Genomic DNA, 24,898 nt, shown 5'->3' on the forward strand with positions numbered 1-24,898 from the left:
GCCGGCATCGAGGGGCCCCGCGCCGCGGGGCCCCTCGCACGTGCTCAGGCGACCAGTCCGCCCAGTTTGCGCAGCGACTCGTTGAGCGCCGCCGTGGCCGAGTCCCTCAGCTTGCCGGCCATCAGGGAGACCGCCGCGCCCGTGAACTCGCCGTCGATGCGCACCGTCGTCGCCGAGCCGTCCGGGACGAGTTCGTAGCGGGTGCCGACGTCGACGGACATCGGCCCCTTGCCCCTGATGGCGAGCACGCGTTCCGTCTCCAGCTCCTCGACCGTCCAGGTCACCTCCGCGGGGAAGCCCATCAGCTTCATGTTCTCGGTGAACGTGGCCCCCCTCTCCAGCGGTTCGGGGCCGCCCCTCGGGAAGCTGGTGTGCGTGGCGTTCCAGCGGCCGTACGAGGCGAAGTCCGTCAGCTGGGCCCAGACCTTCGCCGTCGGCGCCTCGATACGTGCCTCCGCGCTGACCTCGGCCATGCGGCCACCCCTTCCAGTCGGGTTACGGTGCCGCGGAACGTAGCTCCGGGGGCGTGAACATTCAAGACTGACGGATCGTCAGATCGGGTTGCCCGGCCGGGACGAGGCGGCGCGCCGCCGGAGGGGCGGTTGTCGCGATCTCATCCGTAAGGAGGAGAAACGGGCAGGGGGTGCCCGACCTCCGTGGGATGCGCACATGCTCCCCGGCGGGGACGCTCCGGCCGTCGGCTCCTGATGAGGTGGGACCTGTGCAAAGCCCCATGCCGCGGGTGCCTCCGCAGCCCGCCACCGCCCGTTGCGAGATCGAGGCCTCGCTCACTGTCGAGCCGGCCTCCGTGGTCGCGGGCGCGCGCCGCAGGGCGGTGCGCGACGGTGACCGGCAGATCGACACGGCCCATCTGCTGCACTCGCTGCTGGAGTCGGACGCGGAGGCGCGCACGGCGGTCGGTGACGGGGCGCAGGTCGCCCGCGTCCTGGGCTACCTCGTGCAGCGCACCATCGGCTACGGGCTGCGCTGGCAGGGGTCGGTCGAGGACTCCGGGGCGCGCCGCCCGGCGCAGGCGGCCGCCGTGCCCGGCTGGTCTCCGTCGGCCGGAGCCGTCATGACGGGCGCCCTGGCCCGGGCGCAGATGCGCGGCGATCTGCGGGCCCGGGGCATCGACGTGCTCGCCCTCGTCGTCATCGATCCCGAGTGCCGCGCGGTCGAGGTCCTGCGCCGTGCGGGCATCGACCCGGTGCAGGTCGGCCAGCGGATCGCGGCAGCGTCTCGACATGCGTCACGGGGGTGACGGTCCTGACGCGCGCTGACATGATGGCCCGATGCGCACGTCTTCGGGAAGAAGCGCCGGCCTGGGCATCGCCCTCGGGTCGGCCTTCGCGTTCGGTGGGTCAGGAGTCGCGGCCAAGCCGCTGATCGAGGCGGGGCTCGACCCGCTTCATGTGGTGTGGCTGCGGGTGGCGGGCTCCGCCCTCGTCATGCTGCCGCTGGCCTGGCGTCATCGCGCCCTCGTGCTGCGCAGGCCGGCGCTGCTCGCCGGCTTCGGCCTGCTGGCCGTCGCGGGCGTGCAGGCCTGTTACTTCGCGGCGATCTCCCGCATTCCCGTGGGCGTCGCGCTCCTCATCGAGTACCTGGCGCCGGCCCTCGTGCTCGGCTGGGTCCGCTTCGTGCAGCGGCGTCCGGTCACCCGCGCCGCGGTCGTGGGCGTCGTCCTCGCGGCCGCGGGACTGGCCTGCGTCGTGGAGGTCTGGGCCGGGCTGAGCTTCGACGCCCTCGGTCTGCTGCTCGCGCTCGGCGCGGCCTGCTGCCAGGTCGGCTACTTCGTCCTGTCCGACCAGGGCGGCGACAGCGACGACGCGCCCGACCCGCTCGGCGTCATCGCCTACGGCCTCCTCATCGGCGCGGCCGTGCTCACCCTCGTCACCAGGCCCTGGGGCATGGACTGGTCACTGCTGGCGGGCAGCGCAGGCATGAACGGCACCCAGGTGCCCGCGGCGCTGCTGCTCGGCTGGATCGTGCTGATCGCGACCGTGCTCGCCTACGTCACGGGCGTCGTCTCGGTCCGCATGCTCTCCCCGCAGGTGGCCGGTGTCGTGGCCTGCCTGGAGGCGGTCATCGCGACCGTACTGGCGTGGGTGCTGCTCGGCGAGCACCTGTCCGCCCCGCAGATCGCCGGCGGCGCCGTGGTGCTGATCGGTGCGTTCATCGCCCAGTCGCAGGCGCCCAAGGCGCCGTCGGGGCCGGTCGCCGAGGGCGGACGGGACGCCGTCCGCGGCGGCGGGCACGTCGAGGAGTTGTCCGCAGGACACCCTGCGCCGTAATGTGGCGATCATGCATTCGACCGTACTTCCGCCGCCTGCCGCTTAGCGCGGGCGGCCGTTTCCCGACGAGGACCGGGCTCGGGGTGCTCCCGAGCGGTTCGCCGCTGCCCGCGTGACGGAGCCGAGCGACCCCATCCCCTGTCCTCCACACGGAGAAGTCACGTGTCGAATTCCTCAGCAGCTCCCATCGGCGTTCCCGTCGGACGGAGCCTCGTCTATCTCGTCTTCGCCGGCGTCGCCTGGGGCACCGCCGGCGCGGCGGCCTCCCTCGTCTTCGCGGTGAGCGACCTCGGTCCTCTCTCCCTGTCCTTCTGGCGCTGCGCGGGCGGACTCCTGCTGCTCCTCGGCGTCCTGGCCGTACGTGCCCGCAGGCGTGCGGCGGCCCCCGTGCGCGGTGCCGTCGCCGAGTCCCGCGGGCGGAAATACCTGCGCATCGTCGGTACCGGTGTCGGCCTGACCCTCTTCCAGAGCGCGTACTTCGCAGCCGTGGAGGCGACCGGTCTCGCCGTGGGCACGGTCGTCACGCTCGGCGCCGGCCCCGTTCTCATCGCCGTCGGCGCCCGGCTCACCATGGGCGAGCGCCTCGGGCGCGGCGGCACGCTCGCGGTGGCCGGCGCGCTCACCGGGCTCGGCGTGCTGGTGCTCGGCGGCGAGGGCGGCACGGTACGGCCCGTCGGCGTCGCGCTGGCCGTGCTGGCCGCCGCCGGGTACGCGGCGATCACCCTGCTGACCCGGTGGCTGGGCCGGGAGGGCGGAGGCGGCGACTCGCTGTCGACGACGGCGTGGGCGTTCGCGATCGGCGCGGCCGGCCTGCTGCCCATGGCGTTCGCCGAGGGGCTGCTGCCGCACACCGCGGACCCCGTCCGCGTGGTGTGGCTGCTCGTCTACGTCGCCGCCGTTCCCACGGCGCTCGCGTACGCGCTGTACTTCGCGGGCGCGGCCGTGGTCCGCGCCGCCACCGTCTCCGTGATCATGCTGCTGGAGCCGGTCAGCGCGGCCGTCATCGCGGTGACACTGCTCGGCGAGCGCCTGACGGCGGCGACGGTCGTCGGCACCCTGCTCCTGCTGACCGCCGTGGCCGGGCTCGCGGTGGCCGAGGCGCGCGTCGCCGCCGTCCGCAGGCGGGCGATGGCCACGGTGTGAGCGGCGGGGCGGGGCGGCCCGGCCCCGCCCCCTCCCGCCGTGCCGTGCGGGTCAGCCGAGCGCGGTCAGGTAGTCCGGCAGGGCCACCGACTCCGCGAGGTCCGCCGACGGGACGGGTGCGCCGTACACCGGAGCCACCGGGAGGACACCGGCCCAGTGCGGGAGCGCCATGTCCTCGGGCTCGTCGTTCGGGCCGCCCGCGCGGGACTTGGCGGACACCTCGGCGAGGTCGACACGGATCACGGCCGTCGCCGCCAGCTCCTTGGCGTTCGCCGGCCGCGAGTCCGCGGAGCGGCCCGCGACCACGTGGTCGACCAGGGCGTCGAGGGCCATGCGCTTCTCGTCCTCGTCGGTGACCTGGTACGCCGTGCCGTGGATCACCGCCGACCGGTAGTTGACGGAGTGGTGGAAGGCGGAGCGGGCCAGCACCAGGCCGTCGATGTGGGTGACCGTCAGGCACACGTCCAGGCCCGGGTCCTCCTGGCCCGCCATCCGCAGCGGCCGCGAACCGGTCGAACCGTGGACGTACAGCGTCTCGCCGACGCGCGCGTACAGCGTCGGGAGCACGACCGGCGCGCCGTCCCGGACGAAGCCGAGGTGGCAGACGTAGCCGCTGTCGAGTATCGAGTGGACGAGCTCGCGGTCGTACGAGGCCCGGTCCCGGCCCCGCGTGGGAACCGTGCGGCCGGTCGGCTCGTACGCGGGGGCGGTGTCCGGCTCGGCGGTGTGCGACATTGCGGAACTCCATTGCACTAGTGCATAATGTGTTTTGTGCTAGGAGACTATCGGATCACTGGGCGGCGTGCATCGGAGATTGCCGCGAGCGTCGAGCGCGCGGTGGGTGCGGGCGACCTCCAGCCGGGGCAACTGCTGCCCCCCATGCGGGAGTTGGCGACCGACCTCGGGGTCAATCCCAATACCGTGGCCGCCGCCTACCGCACCCTGCGCGAGCGCGGCGTCATCGAGACCGCCGGCCGCCGGGGGAGCCGAGTGCGCCCGCGCCCCGCGAGTACGCCCCGCAACGCCATCCGGGTCGAGGCGCCGCCCGGCGTGCGCGACCTCAGCGCGGGCAATCCCGACACCGCCCTCCTGCCGCCGCTCGACGAGGCGCTGGCCGTGGCCGCCCGTCATCACGCGGAGCGCCCGACGCTCTACGGTGACGGGCCGCTCGACGCCGAGTTCGCGCGCCTCGCCAGGGCCTGCCTCGACGCCGACGGCGTCCCCCACGGGTCGCTCGCCGCCACCTCCGGCGCACTGGACGCCATCGAGCGCGTGCTGGCCGCCCACCTGAGGCCCGGAGACACGGTCGCGGTCGAGGATCCGGGGTGGGGAAGTGTGCTCGACCTGGTCCCCGCCCTCGGGCTCAAGGCGCTGCCCGTCGGCCTCGACGACGACGGGCCGATCCCCGCCGACGTCGAACACGCCCTCGCGGCCGGGGCCCGCGCCGTCGTCGTCACCGACCGGGCGCAGAATCCCACCGGCGCGGTCCTGACGGCCGAGCGGGCGGCGGAACTGCGGTCCGTCCTCGGCCGGTTCCCGCACGTCCTCCTCGTCGAGGACGACCACGGGCACGCCATCGTCGACCAGCCGCTCCACCCACTGGCCGGCGCCACCACGCACTGGGCGTTCGTGCGCTCGGTGGCCAAGGCGTACGGACCGGACCTGCGCGTCGCGGTCCTCACCGGTGACCCGGTCACCGTCGACCGGGTGCTGGGGCGCCTCGGGCTCGGCCCGGGCTGGGTCAGCACGCTGCTGCAGCGTGCGGTCGCCCACCTGTGGGCGTCGGGGGCGGTCGACGCCCCGGCCGTGGCCCGCGCGTACGGCGAACGGCGCGAAGCCCTGATCGGGGCGCTGGCTCGCCGTGGTGTCCCGGCGTACGGGCGCAGCGGGATGAACGTGTGGGTACCCGTCCCCGACGAGACCGGTGCGGTGACGCGGCTCCTGAACGCCGGATGGGCCGTGGCACCTGGGGCCCGGTTCCGGATGTCCGCGGCGCCGGGCGTGCGCATCACGGTCTCCGCGCTCACGCGGGCGGACATCGAGCCGATCGCCGAGGCGGTGGCCGCGGCGATCGGCCCGGTGCCGACGCGCAGTTACGGCTGAGCGGCGCGAGAGGGGGTGGCGGCGGGCGAGGCGGCTTTGGGTGCGACGCCGGCGGGCGTGGCCGGTGATGCGGGTTCCGGTGCGACGCCGGCCGGGGCCGGTGAGACCCCTTCGCGGCCCGCGTCCGCGGCGGTACGCGCGCTCCTGCCCCGGCTCTGCGTGAGTGCTGCCCCCGCCAGCACGATCAGCGCGCCGACGGGCGTGTTCCAGGCGAGCTGTTCGCCCAGCAGCGTCACACCCGCCGCGGTGGCGATGACCGGGATGAAGTACGTGACCATCTGCGCCGTGGTCGGACCCACCTCGGCGACCAGCCCGTACTGCATCAGCAGCGCAAGTCCCGTCCCCAGCGCGCCGAGTGCGACGACGGCGAGCAGCGGAACGAGCGGGAACGAGGCCGGCATGCTCGTGAACAGCGGGGTGACAACGCCCAGTTGGACGGTGGCGAGCCCGAGCTGAGCGCCGGTGAGCGACAGATGGGAGTGGCTCGACCCCGCGAGCGTGCGGCGCACGTAGATCCAGCCGACCGGGTAGCTGAGGGAGGCGAGCAGCGCCATCGCCGTGCCGCGGACGTCGAGGCCCGAGAAGCCCTGCCAGGCGCCGAGGACCGTCAGCACACCGAGGAACCCGATGCCCAGTCCCGCCACCCGCCGCCGGGTCGGCCGGTCCTCGGACAGCGCGACCAGGGACAGCACCATGCCCCACAGCGGCGACGTGGCGTTGCAGATGCCCGCGAGCGTCGAGGGGATCGTCAGCTCGGAGTAGGCGAAGAGAGAGAAGGGCAGCGCGTTGAGGAGGAACGCCGCGACCGTGAGGTGGCCCCAGGTGCGCACTCCGCGCGGCAGCCGGTCCCGCCGGAACGCCATGGCCACGGCCAGGACGGCGGTGCCGAAGAAGAGCCTGCCGAAGGTGACCTGGAACGGCGCGTACGCCCCGGTGCCGACCTTGATCAGGAGGAAGCTGAAACCCCAGACCGTCGAGAGCACCGCGAACCGGATGCGCCAGTCGACGGTGCGGCGGCGGGTCACGACGGAGGGACGGGACGGACGGGCGCGGCCGGACGATGCCGGAGCCGGGGCAGCGGTGGTCATGTACTCAACGATCCCGGCTACGACCCCTTAGAACAAGCGAGAAATGTTGGACCGTTTCGCTTAGCATCACTTACATGTTGAACCTGGAGCGCCTGCGTACCCTCGACGCCCTCGCCCGGCACGGTTCCGTGAGCGGCGCCGCCGACGGACTGCACGTGACGACCTCGGCCGTCTCCCAGCAGATGGCGAAGCTGGAGCGGGAGGTCGGCCAGCAACTGCTGGCCAAGAACGGGCGCGGGGTGCGCCTGACCGACGCCGGCCGGCTCCTCGCCGACCACGCCGCGCGCATCCTGTCCCAGGTGGAGCTGGCGCAGTCCGACATCGAGGCGCAGCGCGGACAGGTCGTGGGGGAGGTGAGGCTCGGGGCCTTCCCCACCGCCGCCCGCGGCCTGTTCCCCGCCGCCGTCGCCGCGCTCCGCGGCGACCACCCCGACCTGCGGGTGCGGACCCGCGAGCTGGAGCCCGAACTGGGCATCCGCGCGGTCATCCGCGGGGACCTCGATCTCGCGGTCGTCCTGGACTGGAGCAACAAGCGCCTGCCCGTGCCCGGCGGTCTCAGCCAGGCCCGGCTGCTCGACGACGTGCCCGATGTCGCCATGCCGGCCGGCCACCCCCTCGCGGACCGCGACGAGGTGGACCTGGAGGAGTTCGCGGACGACGAGTGGGTCTCCTGGCCCGAGGGGGAGTTCTGCCACGACTGGCTGGTGTTCACCCTGCGTGCCAAGGGGTTCGAGCCCCGGATCGCCCACCTCGCGGGCGAACACCACACCCAACTGGCGCTCATCGCGGCCGGTCTCGGTGTGTGCGTCGCCCCCCGGCTCGGCCGGGGGCCCGTGCCCGAGGGCGTCGCGCTCGTCCCCGTACGGCAGAGGATGCGCCGCCACGTGTACGCGGTGTGGCGCACCGACGCCGACCGCAGGCCGTCCATCAGGGCGGCCGTCGACGCGCTGCGTACGGCCGCGGGGTCAGAGGGCTGACAGTTTCCTGAAGTCCCAGGAGGCGATCGTGTCGGGCGTCAGTCGCAGCCAGGCGTGCCGGCCGTCGTGAGGCATCGCCTCCAGGCCGAAGTTCTTGCGGGCGAACAGGGCCTCCGGCGCCCGCAGTTCGCGGCAGTCCACGCCCGTTCGCGGGGCCTCGCCGACGAACACGGCGGTGCCCGCGAGCTCGACGCCCCTGAGCTCCCCGTACTCCTCGCCGTCGTCGACCACCGCGGCGATGCGCGGGTCGCGGCGCAGGTCGGCCCAGCGGCGGCTGCGGGTCAGCGAGTACAGCCACAGCGACGTGCCGTCCCAGGCGAACCACAGGGCGCTCACGTGCGGGCGGCCGTCCGCCGAGACGGTGGCCACCCGGCAGGTGCGCCGCTCGGCGAGGAAGGCGTCCAGCTCCTCGGGCGTCATCATGATGCGCCGGCCGCGGCGCTGGGTGACGGCCATCGACGCTACCCCTCCCATGCGCTGACGGTATGTCAGAAGCATGGCCGCACTTCCTCCCTCGCGCAATGGCGGCTACTCTCGCGCGCCCCGGCACAGCGAGGAAGGGACACACACGATGGCGTCCAGGGAAGAGCCCGCCGGTCAGCTGGACCCCGCCACCACCGTGCTGCTCACCGTCGAGTGCCAGGAAGGCGTCGTCGGAGCCGGGGGAGCACTGCCCGAACTGGCCGCGCAGGCCCGCTCCTCAGGCGCGCTCCACAACATCGCACGGCTGGTGGACGCGGCGCACGAGGCGGACGTGCAGGTGATGCACGCCGTCGCGGAGCGGCGGCCCGACGGGCGCGGGGCCAACGGCAACGCCCGGCTGTTCCGGTCCGCGGCCCGGCTCCCGGTCCAGCAGCACTGCGGCTCGGCCGCGGTCCGCGTCGCGTCGCCGATCGCCGTGGCGGACGAGGACATCGTCGTGCGCAGGCTGCACGGCCTGTCTCCCGTGGCGGGCACCGGGGTCGATCCGATACTGCGCAACCTCGGCTGCCGCACCCTGCTCGTCACCGGCGTCTCGGCCAACATCGCCGTCCCCGCCGCCGTGTTCGACGCCGTCAATCTCGGCTACACCGTCGCCGTGGTGGCGGACGCCATCGCGGGGGTGCCCGCCGAGTACACCCCCGCGATGATCCGCAACACGCTGTCCCTGGTGGCGACGATCGTGACCACCGACACCGTGCTGGGTTGCTGGAAGCGGCCGCGCCGGACCCTGCGCGCCTGACCGCGCGCACGCCCCGGGCCCGGCCCGGCCCGCCTCCCACGCGTGACCCCTGAGGCGGTTCCGGCGCCTGACCCCGTACACCGGAACCGGCCCATCACGCGAGCTTGATGGAGTCCCCTTCCACGGTGATCTCCGCCGGGGGCAGCGGCGAGGTCGCGGGACCCGCCTTGACGCTGCCGTCCGACGCGTCGAACGCGCTGTTGTGGCAGGGGCATGTGATGACTCCGTCCGCCACGTCCTTGACCGCGCAGCCCTGATGCGTGCACTTGGACGAGAACGCCTTGAACTCGCCCGCCTTGGGCTGCGTGATCACCACGTCCCCGACGACCTTCCCGCCGCCCTCCGGGATCTCGGTGGTCCGCGCGACCACCGAACCGCCGCCCGAACCGCCCGTCGTCCCGCCGCTCTGGCCGGCGGGCTTGTCGGACACCGACCCGGCCGAGTCGTCCGAACCGCCGCAGGCGGTCAGGGCGACGGCGAGACCGGCGCCGCCCGCCGCGGCGACGACGGTACGGCGCGCCACGGTCCGTGCGGTCCCCTGCGATCCGGTCATGTTGGCTCCCTCTCCACGGCCGGCCCTCTTCCGGCCGGTTCGTGATGGTGTACGGGCCACGTGCCGTCGATGTTCACCCCTTCCCCGGATTTTCCCGGGCGAATGCTCTGCGCGGTCACCGTGCGGCGGAACGTCACACCCGTGTCCGGGAGCGTGGCTTCTCAGCTCTTGACCGCACCCAGCGTGAGTCCCGCGACGATGCGGCGCTGGAGGAGGAGCGTGAGCAGCACGACGGGAATCGAGTAGACCGTGGCCAGCGCCGTCATCGACCCCCACTGCAGTCCGAACTGCGTCTGGAACCCGGCGATGACCAACGGAGTGGTCTGCGCCGTGACCCCGGTGAGGAGGAGCGCGAACAGGAACTCGTTCCACGAGGCCAGGAAGGCGAAGATCGCTGTGACGGCCAGGCCGCCGGAGACCACGGGCACGACCACGCGCAGCATCGCTTCGAGCCGGTTGCAGCCGTCGACCTCGGCGGCCTCCTCCAGTTCGCCGGGAACGGCTTCGAGGAAACTCGTCATGAGCCAGATCGACAGCGGCAGCGACACGGTGGTGTGAGCCAGCGCCAGCCCGAAGGGGGTGTCGGTCAGATGGAGCGTCTTCATCATGCCGACGAGCGGCACGCCGATGGCGACCGGCGGCACCATCCTCGTCACCAGCGCGGCGAGTATGAAGACCCGCCCGCTCGGGGTCCTGAACCGCGTGACGGCGTATGCGGCCGGAACCGCGAGGACCAGGGAGAGCACCGTGCTGATGGTCGCGGTGCTGATGCTGTTGACGAACGAGGCGAGAACACCGGACTCGGCGAAGGCGTATCTGTAGTTCTCCCAGCTCCAGGTGCTCGGCACAAGCGTCGGGGGAACCGAGATCGCCTCGCTCGGGCTCTTGAACGACGTGAGGACGAGATAGGCGAAGGGGAACGCGTACAGCACGATGAGTGCGGTCAGCAGGGCCCACAGCAGCGTGCGGGCCGATGGCCGCCGGGCGTCAGGGCTGCTCATGCTCACCCTTTCCCGGGCGCCAGATCGTGGCGACCGCGACCAGAGCGACGGCGAGCATCGCCAGGAGATAGAGGGTTCCCATGGCCGAGGCGAGTCCGGGATCGCCGAAACGGACCATCGTCCGGTAGATCAGCAGGCTCAGCGTCTGCGACGCGTTCTCGGGCCCGCCGTTGGTCTGGATGAGGATGACGTCGAAGGCGCGGGCCGCGTCGATTCCCCGGACGACGAGGGCCACGGCGATCACGGGACGCAGGAGCGGCAGGGTGATCCGCAGGAGCATCTGCACGGGGTTCGCCCCGTCGAGACGGGCCGCTTCGAGGACGTCGCCCGGAAGGTTCTGCAGACCGGCGAAGAGGACGAGTGCCATGAAGGAGGTGGTCAGCCAGATGTCGGGAAGGGCGACCGAGAACAGGACGATGTCGGGATCGCTGAGCCAGCCGATGGCATCAGGGTCGTCGATGAGGCCGAGCCCGGTGAGCAGCTCGTTCACGATGCCGAAGTTGTCGATCATCAGGAAGCGCCACAGCAGACCGGCCACGACCGGCGCGATCATGAGCGGGTAGAGGAACACCGTGCGCAGGACCCGCGAGCGCCGGCCGAGGGCATGGAACAGGAGGGCCGCCGCCAGGCCGAGCACGAACTCGGCGCCGACGACGAGGAGTGTGTAGAGCACGGTGCGCACCGATGCGCCGACGAACTCGGCGGATGAGAAGGCCTCGCGGTAGTTGTCCACTCCGGTGAAGCGGCGTTCACCCGCCATCGGGGAGATGTCGTAGAAGCTGTCGACGACCAGGCTCGCCAGCGGCCAGAGGACGAACGCCGCGAGGAAGACACCGGCCGGCGCCATGAGCACGAGGGCGAATCCGCGGTCGGTGAGCCGCACGGCACGGGGCCGTGGACGACCGGGATCGCCGGGGGTGTGCCCGCAGCGGGGCAGGCCGGTCCGGCCACGCTCGCGGCTAACCGACGAGACGCTCGACATCGGAGCGGGCCCCCTTCAGCAGCGCCTCGTAGTCGGCTCCGGGGGTCAGCGACTTCTGGATCGTGGGGACGAGCACCGTGTCGACGATCTGCTGCCACTTCGGGGTCGTGGGGCGCGAGCGTGTGGCGGGTGAGGACAGGGTCTGCACCAGCGGCGTGAAGTGCTCGTGACCGGGCTTGTCCTGGTACTCCTCGAACGCGGAGACGCGGGCGGCGAGTCCGAGCGAGGACTGGATGCCGAGCGCGTTGTTGTCGTAGCAGAACTGGACGAACTCCGTCGCCAGGTCGGCCTTCCTGGTCGCCTGCGGCACGGACAGATACCAGGGCCCCGGTACGCCCGCGATGCCCGCGGCACCGGCGATCATGGGGGCCGCCCCCACCTTCCCGTGGACCGGCGAGTCCTTGGGAACCAGCGGGAAGGCATGCGCCCAGAACCGCATCATCGCCGTCCTGCCCTGGTTGAACAGGTTCTGCGCGCCGCCCCAGTCGAGCTGCTTGGCACCGGGGGGAGCGACCTTGGCCCTGTTGCTGAGATCGCTGTGGAAACGAAGGGCGTCCAGGTGCTGTTGGTTGTCGACGATCACCTTGCCCTGGTCGTCGAGAACCGCCCCGGGCGATCCTGCCTGCAGGACATGGGAGAGCCATTCGGTCTCGACCGCGCCCTTCACGTCCGTGCCGTACAGGGGGTTCCTTCCCTTGGTGTCGCGGGTGAAGAACTCCGCCGCGTCGGTGAACTGGTCCCAATTCGTGGGCGGGGCGAGCGGATAGCCGTACCTCTTCAAGAAGGCGGCCTGCTCCTTGGAGTCCTCGAACAGATCCTTCCGGTAGAACAGGATCTCGGAGTTGGTCCAGGCCGGCATGCCGAGATACCGTCCCTTCACCTGCGCCCCTTGGACGAGGGAGGGAAACAGGTCCTTCTTCACCGCCTCGGTGAACAGGTCGTCGAGAGGGCGCAGAACGCCTTCTGCGAACGCGGGAAGCCAGATCGCGTCGAGGGCCGCGACGTCGAAGCTCACCGCTCCCGAACTGAACTCGCCGAGCAGCCGGTTGAACAGTCCGTCGTAGGGGAGCTCGACGAACGTCACCGAGGTGCCGGTCTTCTTCTCGAACAGCTCGGCGATCTTCAGCAGTTCCTGCTTGCCACCGGCTTCGCACAGCACGCGCAGTGAGCCCGGGCCGCCCGGCGAATCGGCCGCGGTGCCGCCGGCGCCGCAGCCGGTCGCCGTCAGCAGACCGAGCCCGGCCAGACCTCCCAGCTTCAGAACGTTCCGGCGCGGCAGCCCCGCGGCACCGGGTGCTGGACTCCACTTGTTCATGACGTGCTCCAGTTCGGGGTGAACGACATTGCTGGGAATTCGGAACGGTGGGACGAACGGGGAACCGGGGGCGGAGAGTCCCTCCACCTTCCTCAGGCACAGGCCGCCGGAATCCGGTATTTCCGGACCCCGTGCCATGGGGCGACGCGGAATGCGTCGAGGAGCGCTGCTGTGCCGAGGGCACAGGGAAACGCCGTACGAGTGCTGTGCGGGAATGCGGCGAGACGGAGACAAGGGTGTGCCTGCCGGCCGGCGGTCCGCGGCCGGCCGCCGGGCAGAGCCTGCCCGCCCGTCACCGCAAGGCGATCACTTCGACGGATGCACGGCTCAGGGGTGGGAGCCGCACGAGCGGCGAATGCGCAGACGGGGCTCGGCAAGGATCCTGGAGAGCGCCCGGTCGGGCTCGGCGATACGTGCGAAGAGCAGCTCCGCCGCGGTCCGCCCGATCTCCTCGATCGGCTGTGCGGCGACGGTGAGCGGAGGTTCCAGAAGGTCGAACAGGGGAAGGTCGTCGAAGCCCACCAGTGCGATGTCCTGCGGGATGCGCACGTCACGCTCGCGCAGGGCACGCACCACTGCCTCCGACAGGAGGTTGTTCCCGCAGAACAGCGCCGTGGGTCGTTCGTCGCCGTCCATGTCCAGCAGTTCGGCGACCACACGCCGGCCCAGGTCGAGAGTCCGCGCCACCCCGATCGCGTCCTGCGGTTTGCCCTCACAAACCGTCAGGCGCGCACCGGAGCGGCCCTCCAGCGCCTCCCGGCATCCGGCCAGCCGCTCCCGGGTGGGGGTCGCCGTGGTGGTGCCGACGACTGCCGCGATGTGCCGGTGACCGTGATCCAGGAGGTGGTCGACCAGAGCGCGGGCTCCGGCCCGGTGGTCGACCGTCACCGAGTCGAACAGGTCCCCCGACACCCACCGGTCCACGGTCACCGTCGGGGTGCTCGTGTCGACCAGCTTCCCGAGTGACGCCGGGTCCTCGGTGGAAGGCGCGATGATCACACCTGCCACACTTTCGGCAATCATCAGGTCGAGGTAGAGATCCTCCTGCTCGAGGCGCTCCGCGGTGTTGCACAGCAGCACCGCGTAGCCCCGGTCGGCGGCGACGGCCTCCACGGCCCGCGCCACCGACGCGAAGAACGGGTTCTCCACATCCGAGATCAGCAGGCCGACGGCGTCTGCCCGTTGGGTCCGCAGGGCACGTGCCGCCTTGTTCGGACGGTAGCCGAGTTCCGCGGCGCTCGCCCGCACCCGCTCGGCCAACTCCTCCCTCACGAAGTCCCGTCCGGCCAGGACCCGGGACACCGTGGCAGTCGACACGCCGGCGTGCCGGGCGATCTCCTGGTAGGTGATCCGGGCCATGGAAGGCTCCTGAAATGGATTACGTAATGGATTACTCGACTGGCTCGGCACAGGTATAGCGGCGGCTCGACGAGGGCGTCAAGGTTGCTGCCAGGACGGTCTTGTGACGATACGTCAGCCCGTTGGCAATGCCGTCCGGAGTATTGACGCCGGGGGAGTGGAAGCCCATGCTCTCCCCACCGTCCGCCCTCCCACTCCACGCACCGTGACCTCAGGCCGTTGCACACCGCTCCGGCGGGTTCGTCTCCGGAGCAGGACGTCGCGTTCACGGATTCTCACGGCCGCGTGGACGAGCGGATGACACAGCGCCGCTGTTTCCCCCTGACAGGCATGGATCACCAGGTCTCATACGGCGACGCACTCACCCATGTGCACCACCTGTGCACGTTTCCTCCCTGCCCAGGAGGTCGTCCTGTGACGATGAGCCGCATCCGAAAAACCCTCGTCGTGCTCCTGGCACTGACGCTGACGTTCCTCGTGCCTCCGTCGGCGTCCGCCGGCGAGACCGCGGATTATCCGGAATTCCCCTACGCCCCCACCGACTACACCGAGCCCTACCGGGGACAGTTCCATTTCAGCTCCCGCGGGGGCTGGATGAACGACATCAACGCGCCCCTGTACTACAAGGGCGAGTACCACCTCTTCTACCAGCACAACCCCCACGGCCTGGTCTGGGACGAGATGCACTGGGGTCATGCGACCAGCAAGGACCTGGTGCACTGGGTCCAGAAACCGATCGCCCTGGAGCCCGGCGTCCACCCGGGGGACCTGTGGTCGGGCGCGGGCGTCGTGGACGCCCGGAACACCTCGGGGCTGCGTACCGGCCCGGAGGACCCGATCGTGGTCTTCACCGGCAAGAACGGGGTGCGCATCGCGTACAGCAACGACGCCGGCCGGACGTTCCAGAGCTACAACAACGGCCAGGTGGTCGTGCCTGCCAACGGGACGACGGTGAACAGGGACCCCAAGGTCTTCTGGCACGCACCGACGAATCGGTGGGTCATGGTCATCTGGTCGGACAACGACGGAAACGGCGTCGAGGGAAACCGGCAGGCGGGAAACGGGATCGACATCTACACGTCCTCGGACCTGCTGAAGTGGGATTTCCGGGACCGCTTCCCCGCGTCCTGGCTGTACGAGTGCCCGGATCTCTATCCGCTGGCCGTGGACGGCGACCCGGCGAACACCAAGTGGGTCCTGAACGACGCCGAAGGGGAGTACGTCGTCGGCGAGTTCAACGGCACGACCTTCTCCACCAACTGGGCGGCCCAGGAGCGCATGGACAAGGGCCGGACCACGTTCGACAACGGGACCTTCTACGCCGGCCTGACGTTCAATCACCTGCCGGACGGACGCGTCGTCCAGATGGCCTGGATGCCGGCGAACAGGGGCAGCAGCTGGAGCGGCAGCGCGACAGTCCCCGCCGAACTCCGGCTCAAGACCTTCCCCGAAGGCGTGCGCATCACACGCAACCCCGTCACCGAGCTGTCCGGTCTCCGCACCGGCACCACCTCATGGACCGACCGGACGATCACCAGTGATCCGTCGACGGATCCGCTGACCGGCGTCTTTGCCGATACGTACGAGATCGAGGCGGAGTTCGACCTCGCCGGGGCGACGGCATCCCGCTTCGGGTTCGCACTGCACGCCCGCAGCGACGGCACGTCCGACCGGACCGTCCTGTACGACCGCACGGACCAGACGCTCTACGGCGCACCCCTGGCGCCCGTCGCCAACCGGGTGACGATGCGCCTGCTCGTCGACCGCGGACACCTCGAGATCTTCGGCAACGGCGGGAAGCTGTCCTACTCCGACAACGTCAACTTCGACTCGTCACAAGGCAGTCAAGGGGTCCGTCTCTTCACCGAGAGCGGCAGCGTCCGGCTCGTCTCCCTGAAGCTCCACCGCATGGGATCAGGCTGGGGGACGGGCCAGTCCACACTGGAAAGCAACCTCACCGGGCCCTGGCAGGCGGTGAACGGCACATGGACGGACACAGCGGCCGGCAAGCGTGGAGTGCACTCCGGTGATGCGTTCTACCTGAGCCAGAGCAGCGCTGCGGATTTCACCTACCAAGGCGACCTGAAGGTCGTGAACGGCACGGCGGCGGCGTTGACCTTCCGTGCCAATGCCGATGCGACGCAGCACTACAGTGCCAACATCGACACGAACGGGCTGCTCAAGCTGTGGCGGCCGGGTCGTGTCATCGCCACGTATCCCACGACCATCACGCTCGGACGCACGTATCACCTCAAGGTGGTCGCGGCCGGCTCGAACATCAAGGTGTACCTGAACAACAGCGCCACGCCGGTCATCGATGCCACCGACACGGCGTACGCGTCGGGCCGGCTCGGCATCAACTCCTTCAACAGCACCAGCGAATTCCAGAACGTGTACCTCGACACAGGAGGCTTCCGCACGAACATCCCGACGGGCTGGCAGGCGGTGAACGGCACGTGGACCGATCCGGCGGGCGGCAAGCGCGGAGTGCACTCCGGTGATGCCTTCTACCTGAGCGGCACCACGGCGGCCGACTTCACCTACGAAGGCGACCTCAGGGTCCTGAACGGCACGGCGGCGGCGTTGACCTTCCGTGCCAATGCCGATGCGACGCAGCACTACAGTGCCAACATCGACACGAACGGGCTGCTCAAGCTGTGGCGGCCGGGTCATGTCATCGCCACGTATCCCACGGCCATCACGCTCGGACGCACGTATCACCTCAAGGTGGTCGCGGCCGGCTCGAACATCAAGGTGTACCTGAACAACAGCGCCACGCCGGTCATCGATGCCACCGACACGGCGTACGCGTCGGGCCGGCTCGGCATCAACACCTTCAACGGCACCAGCGAATTCCAGGACGTCAACGTCTTCATCGGGTGATGCACGGTTGAGGCGCCCAGGAGTGCTCCCGGGCGCCTCACCGAACGCGTGGAGCTGCCCGGCCGCCGCACGACGGCCGGGCAGCTCCGTCTCCGCTAGCCCGGAGTCGCCACCATGAAGTGGTTGGTCGTGAAGGCCTGCAGCTGGGCGGTCGTCGCGCTGTGCAGCACCTTCGTGGCCGTGGTGGTCGAGTCGAGGACGACCTTGGCCGCCACGTTGCTGGTGATGTGGTTCGACGCCAGGTAGTTGCCGTCACCACTCTTGACCAGCACGATCGTCGGGTCCTGGCCCGCGGGCGTGATGTTCTGCGCCGGCACGTCGAAGGAGAACTGGTTGGCCGTCACCGTGTTCTTGTTCCCGGCGATGTGCACCATGCCGAACTTGTCGTCGAAGCGGGTGCTGGTGCCGTCACCGTGGACGCGCCGGAAGTGATTGGCGGATATCAGGTTCTCGGAGCTGTTGTTGAGCAGGGCGATCTGGCTGGGGAAATTGCTGAGGAGCTTGTTGCCGGTGATGGAGGCGCGGTTCCCGGCGGACAACGTGATGTTGCAGGCCCACAGGACGGTGTTCCCGGAGATGTGCGGCCCCTCCGCGTTCTCCGCGTAGATCGAGTAGCCGCCCCAGGCGCTGATCAGGAAGTTGTTGGTGATCTTGGCGACCTGTGACGCTCCGGTCAGTTCGATGCAGTTGCCGCACTCCGCGATGAAGTTGTTGGTGATGTTCGGGGCGTCCGCGCCCTTGATGATGATGGCGTGTTCGAGGTACACGAAGCCCATGCCCTCGATGCGGACCGCGTCGTTGTCCGACTGGAACGAGATTCCGATCTTCTGGTTGCCCGGCGTGTAGGGCTTGCTGGAGGACACTCCGTCGAGGCAGAAGTCCTGGAAGACGATGCTGTTGAGACGGCCGACCGTCGTGGGGGAGCCCGCGCGGCTGACCAGGAAGGCCTCCTTGTGGCCGTCGTTGTTCCTCACCCGGATGTGACTGGCCCCCGGGAGGGTCTCGACCCAGGACCCCGTCTGCGACTCGTCGCGAATGGCCTCGGACAGGAAGCCGTGGCCGGAGCCCTTGATCTGCAGGAAGCTGATGTCGACGACCACCCGGGTGAGGAGGTCGTAGTGGCCGGGCGGGATGTAGATGACCGCGCCGGGTCTGGTGGTCTGCGTGGTCTGCTTCGACTTGATGTCGGCGATGATCTGGTTGATCACGGCGCCGATGTCCACGTACGGGGAGACCGTCGCTCCGGCCCACGTCGTGACGTCGTAGACAGTGTCTGCCATGTCGGTCCTTCCTTCAGGTCTGGTGTGAGTGCGGTGCGGGCTTGGTGCTGGGCCCGGTCCGGCGGATCAGGGCCGGACAGGCCCTAGAGCAGGCCGACGATGGAGTGGTAGGGCGACGGCTGATGCGGGGGACGTGGGACGGACGGCGGTGCCGTGGCGGCCCGAGCGGTGCTGTGCTGCGCGGTGTTGAGGGACACCGCCGCGGTCAGGACTCCGGTGAGCCCTGCGAGCACACTGCGACGTGAGATCCGCGGCTTTTCCTGATGCATGGCGGCTCCTGGACTGAGGAAAGGGGTGGTGTCCGTGTGCCGCGGTGCGGGCACTCCCGCCCGCACCGGCCGGAGCACACGGTCGTGCGGATCAGCTCCTTCCGACGGATCGGCTCCTTCGACGGCTCAGCGGATCGCGAGGTTCAGCGGATCGCGCCGGCGGTCATGCCCGCGATGACCTGACGCTGGAAGACCGCGTAGATGATCAGCTGAGGGATGAGCACGAGGGTGGCGGACGCCATCATGGCGCCGTAGTTGACGCTGTAGACGCCCTGGAACTGGGAGATCCCGAGCGAGATCGTCGTCAGCTCCGGCTTGTTGATCAACGTCACCGCGAAGGGGAACTCGTTCCACACGTAGATGACGTTGAGGATGGCGAGGGTGGCGACGACCGGGCGCATCAGCGGGAAGACGACCTTCCACGCCATCGACCACAGTCCCACCCCGTCGATGACCGCCGCCTGCTCGATCTCCTCGGGGAACTCACGAAGGAACCCGGTGAGGAGAAGGATGTTGAACGGGATCGAGACGGCGATGTACGGCAGGATCAGCGCTGCATGCGTACCGAACAGACCCAGCGCGATGTCGAGCCGGTACACCGGGAAGAGCAGGATGTACACGGGTACGGCCAGGCCGGCCAGGAGGTAGTACCTCGTCGCGTTCTGGACGCCGCGTCGTCCGCTGCGGAAGACCATCCGCGTCAGAGCGAAGGCGGCCATGTAGGAGATGACCAGGCCGATGGTCACGGAGAACACCGCCAGGATCAGCGTGTTCTTGTACATGACCATCAGATCGAGCGTTTCCAGCGCCTGACGGTAGTTGGCCAGGCTGAGGTCCGACAGGGAGAACGGGTGCGCCAGGATGTTCTCGTTGGTCTGGAACGACAGGAGCATGATCCACAGCAGCGGCAGCAGGATCACGAAGGTGATCAGATAGGCGAGGGCCGAGGCGATGATGCGGCCGCGGCGCGGGCGCCGGCCCGGCAGCGATGTGGCGGACAGGGGTGTGGTGGGCACGGGCTTGGCGTGCGATGCGGTGCGTCGGGTGCTCGTCTTCACGCCGCAGCCCTCCTCTTGAGGCCGAACAGGGTGGCGACGGCGGCGACGACGCCGATGACGAACACCACGACCGCCAGCGCCATGCCGTAGCTGTACTGCAGTGTGGTGAAGGTGACGTGGTACATGTAACTCACCATGACCTCGGACAGATGGACCGGGCCGCCGCCGGTCAGGGCGTAGACGAGCTCGAAGATCTTGAAGACGCCGGTCACGACGAGGGCCGTGCAGATTCCGAACGACTCCCGCAGCATCGGCACGGTGATGTACCGGAGTTGCTGGAAGCGCGTCGCACCGTCGAGGGTGCTGGCCTCCATCACGTCACGCGGCAGCATGCGGATGGCGGCGTAGAGAATGGTGACGATGAAGCCGATCTGCTGCCACAGATAGACGAACGCGATGGAGTAGGGGCTGAGGGTGCTCCCTCCGATCCACTGCGGCTGGACGGCTGCGCCGACCGCCTGCAGTACCGCGTTGACCAGTCCGATCTCGGGGTCGAGGATGAAGATCCAGATCAGACCGACCAGGATCGGGGCCACGATCGCCGGGGCGAAGACGAGTGGCCTGAGCACCGAGCTTCCCTTGACGTCGCCGCTGAGCAGGACCGCCAGGAGGAACGCCAGGGGGACCAGCAGCGTGACCGCGACGCCGAGGATGATTCCGGTGTTCTGGACCGAGGTCCGGAACACCGTGTCCTGCGCCATCTCGCGGTAGTTGTCGAGTCCGGTGAACGTCGCCGGTGAGACGCCGTCGTAGCTGGTGAAGCTGTAGTAGACCGAGTACAGGATCGGGTAGACCATGTAGACGGTGTAGAGGAGCAACGCCGGCGCGATCATGAGGGTGAAAGTCCGGCGTGTGGTGAGCCAGTTCATGCTGTCCTTGCCATTCGGACCAGGGTGGGCGGCCCCGGTCGTCTCCGGACGGCGTTCGCCGTCGGCTGCCTTGTGCCGTCGGCTACTTGAAGGTCCGCTGAACGAGCTGGACGGCTTCCTTCGGGCTCATCGCACCGGACATCACGCCGTAGAGGCTGTCGTACATGGCGTTGGCGGTCTCGGCCGAGACGACCAGGTCCGGCTGTGCCTTGGGGCTCGACAGATCCTGCCGGGCGGCCTCCTCGAGCACGGCCCGGAACACGGAGGACTTGGTCTTGTCCACGACCGGCACGTAGGTGGTGACGGGCGGCTGCGCATTCTCGACCAGGATCTGCTGGCCCTCGTCGCTGTAGTAGAACTGGAGGAACTTCTTGACGGTCGCGTACTTCTTCGGGTCCTCCTTGACCTTGGCGCTGGCGACGAGCGGCGCCGACGGGGCGTTCATCACCAGGTTCTGGTTGCCGACGCCGTCGGAGAAGGTGGGACCTGCCCAGAACCCGACGTTCTTGCCGACGGGGCTCTCCTGGATCTTCGCGGCGTCCCAGACCCCGGAGTCGAGGAAGGCGGCCTGTCCGGAGGTGAACGAGGCGACGGCCTGCGTGTAGGTCTGCGTCGTCATGTTCGGCGGGAAGGCGCCGGCCTCGGCCAGGTCTTCGATGTGCCCGTACAGGCGCAGGAAGTTGGGGTTGTCGTAGCTCTGCTTCTTGTCGAGGATCGCCTGGTACTTCTCCTCGTACCCGAAGCGGTCGAGCATCGTGAGGAAGGCCCACACGCTGAACGAGGAGTTGTTCGCGCCCTGGGCGATCGGTACGACGCCCTTGGCCTTCAGCTTCTTCACGGCTGCGAGCAGGTCGTCATGGGTCTTGGGGACGGGAACGCCGTGCTTGTCCAGGATGGCCTTGTTGTAGTAGAAGCCGGTGACCAGCGCCTGGTAGGGGACGCCGTACTGGACGTTCCCCTGCTTGAAGCCCGAGAGCATATGGGGGGCGAACTTGGCGTCCAGCTTCTTCTCGGCGAGGATCGGCCGCAGATCCAGCAGGTCTCCGTTCTTGGCCATGTTCTTCGCCAGCGCGTTGTAGACCCAGAAGACCTCGGGAAGGGTGTCGCTCTGCGCCGCGATCGTCATCTGCTGCTGGTGCTGCTCCATCGGCCGGCCGACGAGCTTGATCTTCGACGTCGGGTTCTTCGCGTTGAACGCCTGGACGAGTTCGTACGTCGCGGGGTCCTGCTGCTGGATGTTCGGGTTGTGCATGGCCAGGGTGATCGCCCCGTCGGCGGAGGCGCCACCGGAGTCCGAGCCGCATGCCGTCACCATCGCGGCGGCCAGGGCCGTCGCCGTGACACCGCTTCCGAGCCGACGTATCCGCGGGGAGCGGGATCCCTCGGCCTTGCGTGTCATCGTTGACATAGTGCTGCACCTTTCACTGACATCTTCTGAGGCGGGGTCTGCTGACTGCACCGAGAGGAGCAGCCCGGATCGGCTGCTGGAGATGGCTTGGTGACGGCCGGCGCGGGGCTCCGATGAGCGGTGGCCCGCCGGGCGGGGCAAACGTTTCGATGAAAGATACTCGGCCGGATTCGCGTGTCAAGACTGTGTACCAACGGGATTTCCCGCCCTGCGGGGATACGGCTTCCTGTGCCCACGGGGAGACGTCCGGCGGGCGCTGATCAACGGCTCTCGCGCCCGTTGACGGCGCTGCGGCGGCGTGCCATCTTTTGCGTAAACGTTTCGATTACGTAAGGCGGAGATGGGCGAGTGGCAACGATCGTCGACGTCGCGCAGATGGCGGGCGTCTCCACGTCCACCGTGTCTCATGTCCTCAACGCGACGCGCCCCGTCCGGGAGGACACCCGAGCGCGCGTCGAGGCGGCGATCCGGGCCACGGGATACCGGCGCGACAGCGTGGCCCGGGCCATGCGCCGGTCACGGACCGACTCGATCGGCCTCGTCGTGTCGGACGTGACCCAGCCCGCCTTCGCCGAGATGGTCCGGGGCGTCGAACACGAGGCGGCCGCCGCCGGCCTCACGCTGCTGCTCGCGAATTCGGGCGAGGACCCCGCGCGCGAGCGGCGTGCGCTGGAAGTGCTGACCGAGCGCCGGGTGGACGGCCTGATCATCGCCCCGGTCGGCCGCTCGCACCGCAAGGAGATGGCCGACATCCAGCAGCGGGGCACCCCTTTGGTCCTCATGGACCGGCTGGGAGGCATCCGCGCCGATCAGGTGGGGGTCGAGAACACCGCCCCCATGCGCGACGTGGTCCTGCACCTCGTCGAGCACGGTCACCGGCGCATCGCGCTGGCGGCCGGCGACGCCTCGGTCCCGACCATCGCCGAGCGGCGGCAGGGCTACCTGGACGCCCTCGACGAGGCGGGCATCGAGACCGACGACTCGCTGATCCTCATGGGCAGCGGTCTCGCGGCCGACACCCGGCGCGGTATGACCGGGCTCTTCCAGGAACCGGACCGCCTGACGGCCGTGGTGGCGGTGAGCACCGAATCCGCCGTCGGCGTGCTGGAGGCGGCACGGGCGCTGGATCTGCACACCCCGCGCGACTTCGCGTTCGCCGCCTTCGACGGCTTTCCGAACGCGGACCTGTTCCGGCCCAGGATCAGCACCATCACACAGCCCGCGTACGAAATCGGCAGTACAGCCATGCAGCTCCTGCTCGGCCGCCTGGAGGACGACTCCAACAGCTACCGCTCCGTACGGCTGGCGCCCGAGATCACCTACCGGGAGTCGTGCGGCTGCCCGGACTGACCCGGTGCCACCGACCGGACGCCGCATCTTCGGTGGGGCAGACGTGCCGGCGGCGGTGCGGAGCGTCAGGCGGCGGGAGAGGCCAGTCCCCCGCCCCTTGCAATCAGCGACTGACACAGCACTGAAAGGCAGATTCTCATGCCCTCACCTCCGGTCACGCCTGCCCCTCTTGCCGATCCGGCACATCGTGCCGGTCCGACGCACCGGACCGCGCCCTGCGGGCCCTTGCCGCCAAGCGCCACGAGATGACACGGGCCGTCTCCCTGCGTGGCGTCAGCAAGACCTACGCTCGCGCCGCCACTGCCGTCGACCGGTTCTCGCTCGACATCGCACCGGGAGAGTTCCTGGTCCTGCTCGGTCCCTCGGGCTGCGGCAAGTCCACCGTCCTGCGCATGATCGCGGGCCTGGAGGACATCACCGAGGGCGAGCTGCTGCTGGACGGCGTGTACGCCAACGACGTGCCACCACGCGAACGCGGCATGGCCATGGTGTTCCAGAACTTCGCGCTCTACCCGAACATGACGAACCGGCACAACATCGGCTTCCCCCTCAAGCTGCAGCATCCGCACGAGGACCACCGTGCGCGCATCGAGGAAACCGCCCGGATGCTCGGGATCGACGGCACCCTGGACTCCTACCCGAGTCAGCTGTCCGGCGGCGAGCGCCAGCGCGTCGCCATGGGCCGGGCCATCTCCCGGCGGCCGTCCGTCTTCCTGATGGACGAGCCGCTGTCGAACCTGGATGCCAAGCTCCGCAACCACCTGCGCGCCGAAATAGCCAAGCTGACCGCCGATCTGGGGGTCACCACGGTGTATGTGACACACGATCAGGCCGAGGCGATGTCGCTCGGCGACCGGGTGGCGGTGATGCGCGCCGGTGTGCTCCAGCAGGTGAGCACTCCGCGCGAGACGTATGCGCTGCCCGCGAACGTGTTCGTCGCCGCCTTCATCGGCACCCCTCGCATCAATCTGCTCCAGGCTGTCGTCCACGCGCCGCTGGGGGAACGGATGTGTGTCGATCTCGGCCGGCAGAGACTGCCGCTGGCCGAACCGCTCAGCGGCGACCACCAGTTGCTGCGCATCCAGCAAGGGCGGCCGGTCGTCGTCGGGCTGCGCCCCGAGGCCGCCCGCATCGCCCCGCCCAGCCACGCCCGGCCCGGCGAGGTCCCGCTGACCGGCGTCGTGGAACACACGGAGTACCAGGGCCACGAGGCCCTGGTGCATCTGGACACGGGCTCGCACCGGGCGGTGGTGCCCGATCTGGAGTCGGCACGGCCCGGTCCAGGCCGTCGGAGCCGTACGCCCGGCCGTCTCGGACGGATCAAGGAGCGCGCCAGGGCGCACGCGAAGGTTCGGGCGTCCGCGCCGGACGGGGGAGAGGACCGGGTGGCCGGCTCCCAGGCCGCTGATCGGGGCACGATCACCGCCGGGGACCTGGTGCTGCGAACGTCACCGGACGTACGGCTGCGGGCGGGCGCGCAGGTGCCGCTGCTGGTCGACCTCGGGCAGCTGTACGTCTTCGACCGCCGGGGCCGCCGCATCTGCCCCGCTCCGACCGAGATTCCGGGGCTGTACGAGTCCGAGTAGGGCGGGGCTTGTGAGACCGCTCCGTCCCCGCAGACCCATGGGGTGGACCCTGCGTGCCCCGGCGGGCTCCGACAGGGAAGGTCACCTCCGCAACGGACAAGGGAGTTGAGGCATCCGATGCCTTGACACCCGTCGCGGCACGGGACAACAATCGGCGCAAA

General features: G+C 69.8%; 23 protein-coding genes. 9 read left to right on the forward strand and 14 right to left on the reverse strand.

Annotated elements, in window-relative coordinates:
- Window positions 1–44: 44 nt before the first annotated feature.
- Window positions 45–473, reverse strand: a complete 429-nt coding sequence (locus AB0K02_RS26190) for an SRPBCC family protein (protein WP_365994965.1) — start codon at window positions 471–473, stop codon at window positions 45–47.
- Window positions 474–721: 248 nt separating this feature from the next.
- Between AB0K02_RS26190 and AB0K02_RS26195 the strand changes: the two genes are divergently transcribed.
- From AB0K02_RS26195 to AB0K02_RS26205, 3 genes are all read left to right on the forward strand, one after another.
- Window positions 722–1,261, forward strand: a complete 540-nt coding sequence (locus tag AB0K02_RS26195; protein WP_365994966.1) for a Clp protease N-terminal domain-containing protein — start codon at window positions 722–724, stop codon at window positions 1,259–1,261.
- A 31-nt stretch (window positions 1,262–1,292) separates the two neighbouring features.
- Window positions 1,293–2,291, forward strand: a complete 999-nt coding sequence (locus tag AB0K02_RS26200) for an EamA family transporter (protein ID WP_365994967.1) — start codon at window positions 1,293–1,295, stop codon at window positions 2,289–2,291.
- Between the two features lie 162 nt (window positions 2,292–2,453).
- Window positions 2,454–3,434 (forward strand): DMT family transporter, encoded by a 981-nt coding sequence (locus tag AB0K02_RS26205; RefSeq protein ID WP_365994968.1) that lies wholly within the window; start codon window positions 2,454–2,456, stop codon window positions 3,432–3,434.
- 51 nt (window positions 3,435–3,485) lie between these two features.
- Here the strand turns inward: AB0K02_RS26205 and AB0K02_RS26210 are convergent, their stop codons facing one another.
- Entirely contained in the window at window positions 3,486–4,169 is a 684-nt protein-coding gene (locus AB0K02_RS26210) for a pyridoxamine 5'-phosphate oxidase family protein (protein WP_365994969.1), read from the reverse strand.
- 36 nt (window positions 4,170–4,205) lie between these two features.
- Here AB0K02_RS26210 and AB0K02_RS26215 point away from each other — a divergent pair, with 36 nt between their 5' ends.
- Window positions 4,206–5,537, forward strand: a complete 1,332-nt coding sequence (locus tag AB0K02_RS26215) for an aminotransferase class I/II-fold pyridoxal phosphate-dependent enzyme (protein WP_365994970.1) — start codon at window positions 4,206–4,208, stop codon at window positions 5,535–5,537.
- On the opposite strand, the gene AB0K02_RS26220 is transcribed toward AB0K02_RS26215, so the two are convergent.
- Window positions 5,528–6,625, reverse strand: coding sequence for an EamA family transporter (locus AB0K02_RS26220; RefSeq protein ID WP_365994971.1), 1,098 nt, complete (start codon window positions 6,623–6,625; stop codon window positions 5,528–5,530). The two genes, AB0K02_RS26215 and AB0K02_RS26220, sit on opposite strands and share 10 nt — an antisense overlap.
- A gap of 74 nt (window positions 6,626–6,699) precedes the next feature.
- Between AB0K02_RS26220 and AB0K02_RS26225 the strand changes: the two genes are divergently transcribed.
- Window positions 6,700–7,602, forward strand: coding sequence for a LysR family transcriptional regulator (locus AB0K02_RS26225; RefSeq protein ID WP_365994972.1), 903 nt, complete (start codon window positions 6,700–6,702; stop codon window positions 7,600–7,602).
- Here the strand turns inward: AB0K02_RS26225 and AB0K02_RS26230 are convergent.
- Entirely contained in the window at window positions 7,591–8,058 is a 468-nt protein-coding gene (locus AB0K02_RS26230; protein WP_365995034.1) for a pyridoxamine 5'-phosphate oxidase family protein, read from the reverse strand. The two genes, AB0K02_RS26225 and AB0K02_RS26230, sit on opposite strands and share 12 nt — an antisense overlap.
- Before the next feature lie 115 nt (window positions 8,059–8,173).
- On the opposite strand from AB0K02_RS26230, the gene AB0K02_RS26235 reads away from it, so the two are divergent.
- On the forward strand, window positions 8,174–8,824 hold the full coding sequence (locus AB0K02_RS26235) for a cysteine hydrolase (protein ID WP_365994973.1): 651 nt from the start codon (window positions 8,174–8,176) through the stop codon (window positions 8,822–8,824).
- A gap of 94 nt (window positions 8,825–8,918) precedes the next feature.
- On the opposite strand, the gene AB0K02_RS26240 is transcribed toward AB0K02_RS26235, so the two are convergent.
- From AB0K02_RS26240 to AB0K02_RS26260, 5 genes are all read right to left on the reverse strand, one after another.
- Entirely contained in the window at window positions 8,919–9,377 is a 459-nt protein-coding gene (locus tag AB0K02_RS26240) for a Rieske (2Fe-2S) protein (RefSeq protein ID WP_365994974.1), read from the reverse strand.
- 161 nt (window positions 9,378–9,538) lie between these two features.
- Window positions 9,539–10,378 carry a carbohydrate ABC transporter permease gene (locus tag AB0K02_RS26245; protein WP_365994975.1) on the reverse strand — a complete coding sequence of 280 codons (840 nt, stop codon included), beginning with the start codon at window positions 10,376–10,378 and terminating at the stop codon, window positions 9,539–9,541.
- Entirely contained in the window at window positions 10,365–11,261 is an 897-nt protein-coding gene (locus tag AB0K02_RS26250) for a sugar ABC transporter permease (RefSeq protein ID WP_365994976.1), read from the reverse strand. Before AB0K02_RS26250 ends, AB0K02_RS26245 begins: the two co-directional genes overlap by 14 nt.
- A gap of 76 nt (window positions 11,262–11,337) precedes the next feature.
- Complete coding sequence (locus AB0K02_RS26255) at window positions 11,338–12,675, reverse strand: sugar ABC transporter substrate-binding protein (RefSeq protein WP_365994977.1); 1,338 nt, start codon at window positions 12,673–12,675, stop codon at window positions 11,338–11,340.
- Window positions 12,676–13,002: 327 nt separating this feature from the next.
- Window positions 13,003–14,034, reverse strand: a complete 1,032-nt coding sequence (locus tag AB0K02_RS26260; protein WP_365994978.1) for a LacI family DNA-binding transcriptional regulator — start codon at window positions 14,032–14,034, stop codon at window positions 13,003–13,005.
- 420 nt (window positions 14,035–14,454) lie between these two features.
- Here AB0K02_RS26260 and AB0K02_RS26265 point away from each other — a divergent pair, with 420 nt between their 5' ends.
- Window positions 14,455–16,917, forward strand: coding sequence for a glycoside hydrolase family 32 protein (locus AB0K02_RS26265; protein ID WP_365994979.1), 2,463 nt, complete (start codon window positions 14,455–14,457; stop codon window positions 16,915–16,917).
- A 95-nt stretch (window positions 16,918–17,012) separates the two neighbouring features.
- Here AB0K02_RS26265 and AB0K02_RS26270 read toward each other — a convergent pair whose 3' ends face one another.
- From AB0K02_RS26270 to AB0K02_RS26290, 5 genes are all read right to left on the reverse strand, one after another.
- Window positions 17,013–18,197, reverse strand: a complete 1,185-nt coding sequence (locus AB0K02_RS26270; protein WP_365994980.1) for a right-handed parallel beta-helix repeat-containing protein — start codon at window positions 18,195–18,197, stop codon at window positions 17,013–17,015.
- A gap of 83 nt (window positions 18,198–18,280) precedes the next feature.
- Window positions 18,281–18,466: a hypothetical protein gene (locus AB0K02_RS26275; protein WP_365994981.1), complete on the reverse strand. Its 186-nt coding sequence runs from the start codon at window positions 18,464–18,466 to the stop codon at window positions 18,281–18,283.
- Between the two features lie 143 nt (window positions 18,467–18,609).
- Window positions 18,610–19,524 carry a carbohydrate ABC transporter permease gene (locus AB0K02_RS26280; protein WP_365994982.1) on the reverse strand — a complete coding sequence of 305 codons (915 nt, stop codon included), beginning with the start codon at window positions 19,522–19,524 and terminating at the stop codon, window positions 18,610–18,612.
- On the reverse strand, window positions 19,521–20,393 hold the full coding sequence (locus AB0K02_RS26285; protein WP_365994983.1) for a sugar ABC transporter permease: 873 nt from the start codon (window positions 20,391–20,393) through the stop codon (window positions 19,521–19,523). Before AB0K02_RS26285 ends, AB0K02_RS26280 begins: the two co-directional genes overlap by 4 nt.
- Before the next feature lie 82 nt (window positions 20,394–20,475).
- Window positions 20,476–21,801 carry an extracellular solute-binding protein gene (locus AB0K02_RS26290; protein WP_365994984.1) on the reverse strand — a complete coding sequence of 442 codons (1,326 nt, stop codon included), beginning with the start codon at window positions 21,799–21,801 and terminating at the stop codon, window positions 20,476–20,478.
- A gap of 348 nt (window positions 21,802–22,149) precedes the next feature.
- Here AB0K02_RS26290 and AB0K02_RS26295 point away from each other — a divergent pair, with 348 nt between their 5' ends.
- Together AB0K02_RS26295 and AB0K02_RS26300 are read left to right on the forward strand one after the other, a co-directional pair.
- Window positions 22,150–23,151, forward strand: coding sequence for a LacI family DNA-binding transcriptional regulator (locus tag AB0K02_RS26295; protein ID WP_365994985.1), 1,002 nt, complete (start codon window positions 22,150–22,152; stop codon window positions 23,149–23,151).
- Window positions 23,152–23,396: 245 nt separating this feature from the next.
- Complete coding sequence (locus tag AB0K02_RS26300) at window positions 23,397–24,737, forward strand: ABC transporter ATP-binding protein (RefSeq protein WP_365994986.1); 1,341 nt, start codon at window positions 23,397–23,399, stop codon at window positions 24,735–24,737.
- Window positions 24,738–24,898 lie beyond the last annotated feature (161 nt).

This window comes from Streptomyces sp. NPDC049597 (assembly GCF_040675505.1).
Taxonomy (GTDB): Bacteria; Actinomycetota; Actinomycetes; order Streptomycetales; family Streptomycetaceae; genus Streptomyces.